Source organism: Protofrankia sp. CiT1 (genome assembly GCF_917627335.1).
In the GTDB taxonomy this organism is placed as follows: domain Bacteria; phylum Actinomycetota; class Actinomycetes; order Frankiales; family Frankiaceae; genus Protofrankia.
Window position 1 is genome coordinate 1 of record NZ_CAKJTP010000104.1, and the last position, 3,013, is coordinate 3,013.

General features: G+C 68.7%; 4 protein-coding genes. 3 read left to right on the plus strand and 1 reads right to left on the minus strand.

The features are described from left to right. Positions 1-72: 72 nt before the first annotated feature. Positions 73-1,515: a helix-turn-helix transcriptional regulator gene (locus MJ785_RS15485; protein ID WP_239381473.1), complete on the minus strand. Its 1,443-nt coding sequence runs from the start codon at positions 1,513-1,515 to the stop codon at positions 73-75. 295 nt (positions 1,516-1,810) lie between these two features. On the opposite strand from MJ785_RS15485, the gene MJ785_RS15490 reads away from it, so the two are divergent. From MJ785_RS15490 to MJ785_RS15500, 3 genes are all read left to right on the plus strand, one after another. Continuing rightward, on the plus strand, positions 1,811-2,350 hold the full coding sequence (locus MJ785_RS15490) for a replication initiator (protein ID WP_370652957.1): 540 nt from the start codon (positions 1,811-1,813) through the stop codon (positions 2,348-2,350). 21 nt (positions 2,351-2,371) lie between these two features. Then, positions 2,372-2,575, plus strand: coding sequence for a hypothetical protein (locus MJ785_RS15495; RefSeq protein ID WP_239381475.1), 204 nt, complete (start codon positions 2,372-2,374; stop codon positions 2,573-2,575). A gap of 142 nt (positions 2,576-2,717) precedes the next feature. Then, positions 2,718-3,013 (plus strand): hypothetical protein (locus MJ785_RS15500; RefSeq protein WP_239381477.1); only part of this gene is annotated, 296 nt, incomplete at its 3' end.

Sequence of the window (3,013 nt, forward strand, 5' to 3'; positions counted from 1 at the left end):
CCTAAAAAGAATAATTCGGCAGTTACCAAGGCTTGGACGCTGCGGGCTCCTGCCCGGCCTTTCCCGGGACGGCTACACCAGTGCTGTGGCCAGCACGCTCCAGGCGTGGTCAGTGAGATCGGCGGCGGCAGGATGACCGGTGGCCTGGATCTGCTGACACAGGCTGCGGATGTTGGCGCGGGCGCTACCGGAGTCGAGCAGGGCCGCACATGCGATGGCCTCATGCCCGTGCTCAATGGCCTGATCGATCTCACCGGTATCGACGTGCGCCGTCCCCAGACGGGTCAGGTAGAGGATCCGATCCCGGGGAAAGCCCTCAACCTCCCCTACGGCTCGCCACAGATGGGGAACGGCTTCGGCCGCCTGCCCCGTGGATACCAACGCGTCACCCGCGGAGAACGCGATCGCGTGCGGCTGGATCCAGTAGGCCCACGGCGGATCCTGCTCCGGCCGTGCCTCCTCGATGAGCGCGTACGCCTGGTCGTTCGCGGTCTGCACCGCCTGCCGGTCCCCGAGATCGCCGTAGGAACGAGCGAGCATCGCGGCCAGGACCGCCCGCTCGGTCGCGCTCATTGCCTCCCGGGCGCCGGTGGGCGCCGACCGCAGCAGCCGGATCCCGCTGTACGGATCCCCCAGGGCACGTTCCTGACCGGCCATGCAGCGCAGCACGTTCGCCGCGATCGCTGGCTGCCCCGCCTCGTGGGCGGCCCGCACAGCCACGAGCCAGTACCGCTGCGCGGCCCCGTGGTTGCCGGTGTCGAGGTGCGTCCACCCCACCAACCGGGCCAGCTCGGCCGCGACCGCGTGCAGACCGGCCCGTTCCACGGATCCGTGCCGACCGTGCCGGATGAGCGCGACGACAAGCCGTAACTCAGACACGGCAAGATCGTGAATTGCTCCCCCGCCGAGGGTGTCGTCCATCCGCCGCAGCGCATCCACCCGGGTCGTCAGATCGGCCACGAGCACGCTGTCGACCCGGTGGCCCGCGAGCGCGGCGTCGATCCGGTGAAGATCCGAGGTACGGTCAGCGACAAGCCATTCGTGGACGGGAAACGCCAGCGCCGCACCGGACAGGGTCAGGAAACGGCGGCGTTCCACCGGTGTGGTCACCTCCTCCCATCCCGCTGCAAGCCCGCCGTCGGTCCATAGCTGTTCCAGGCCGGTGTCCGCGGGCATCGCCTGTCCATCGTCACCGGGGTTCCGCTCGGACGCCATGCTCCCCGCAGGCACTCCGTCGCCGTCTTTCGGCACGGGCAGGGCTCCGCGGAAACCGAGGAGTTCCGCCGAAGCGCCGTACCGCAGCATGTAGGCCCGCCGATACCGCCGGCCCGGGTAGACGTGCCCACGCTCATGCCGACGGATCATCTCCGCGGTCGCTCGCAGGGTGGGGCTGAAACCCTGCTTTTCCGAGAGCGCCGTCAGCTCCGCGGCGGCGTCCTCCTGGGTCAGTCCGGCGGCTTCCCGTGCCTGTCGCAGCCTGGTCGGGTCCCAGCCGGGATGCGCCGTCTCGGACATCGCCTCGCTCCTTCACCCCGCGAGCTGCACCCACGCCAGGCAGATACTAAGCGCAGCCATTCTGCGACAAATCGAGGATAGGCGTGCCCGGTGGAATGTCCGGATGAATGTTCTGGACGTCCATGGCCGGAGGCACGCCCACCATGTCCGGATACATGCATGGCTGGCTGTCCTGGGGAACCGCCGACGGCTGACGTGCACTGGACGGGCGGGTTGCGGGCGGGCGCCTTCCCGGGCCACACACGGCCCGCCCGGAACCCGCCCTTCTCTCTTCCCCGATCGACGGAGGCGATGCATGTGCACGACGAACAGGCGTTGTACGGGCTGGTCTTCAAAAGCGCCACAGCGGTCAAACAGGCCGCCCGCACAGCGGGCCGCACATCGACCGGCTCGCCGAGGCGCACGAATTGGCTCGTGCACGAATTGGCTATTGTACGGAGTGGAGCCGAAGAACGCCCGTCCGGGGCTCGTTCCAGGGCAGTGCACAGGCAAGGCGCACAAACGGGAGACCCTCGGCTTTGGCGGTCGCCGTGTGCTGGTTTCGCGGCGCTGGTCGGGCAAGACTCTCGCAGACCACCGCCAAGATCGTCTAGTCTGGGTCCGACAGCAGCTCGCCGCGCTCGGCCACCCCTACGCCGTCGCCCCGGTCGGCGCGGCAACCGGATCGTCTGACAGCTCCTGTGCCCGGCGCCCCGGCGACCCCCCGCCGAGAGCACCTGATCCTGTGGGCTATCGCCGACCGGCAACGGTGGCGCGTCCAGATGGACCCCGCACGCGCCGCCAGCCCCCGGAGCACGTTTCAGCAACCGGCCCGGCCATGCCGCGTGCGGCCTGACCCGCCTATTGAGGAGTAATCGTGATCGCAACTCACCGCGACCCGGTGTGGCCGACATCCGATGCTCGGCGTCTGCTGGCTCGTCGCTCAACAATCCACTTCTCGACATCGGCTGTCTCCCACACCTTCCCGGCCGACAGTTCGACAATCGGCTTCGGGAATGTAGGGGAGCACACCATGCCCGAGAAGATCCGCGCGGCGGACATGCCGCCGGTCGACGACTGACCCAACACAGTCAACATCATTCTTCCGCCTGCCAGCGGCAGGTGAACCGGCCGGATTCCCGGCCCAGCGGCCCCGCCACGGCGATTCCAGCGCCGGGCGGGGCCTTGATCCCGCCCCCTACACAACCAAGGGAACGAGACCCATGGATATCTTCCCGCCTGCCAGCAACCCGTGGCGCACCCCCTACGGGGACGAAGCGCTGGCCTGCGCCCAGCAGAACCACCACGGCGATCATGAAGTGACGGTGAAGCCCGGTGCCGATGTGGCCGACCTGGTCGCCGCGCTCGGTACGATTCCGACAAATTCGATCTTCGTAGAGGCTTACGGGGACGTGGACACCGTTCTCCTCTTCCGCCGCATCCCCGATCCGGCCGACCCGCACGGCATCCTGCCGCGCACCCCACGGGACGGTGTCCCAGGCCGCTCCGACCCGGTGAC

What these genes read in the sequence shown, in the direction of transcription:
- MJ785_RS15485 (WP_239381473.1), bottom strand. Translation starts at nt 1,515, where the DNA reads ATGTCCGAGACGGCGCATCCCGGCTGGGACCCGACCAGGCTGCGACAG.
- MJ785_RS15490 (WP_370652957.1), top strand. Translation starts at nt 1,811, where the DNA reads ATGTGCACGACGAACAGGCGTTGTACGGGCTGGTCTTCAAAAGCGCCA.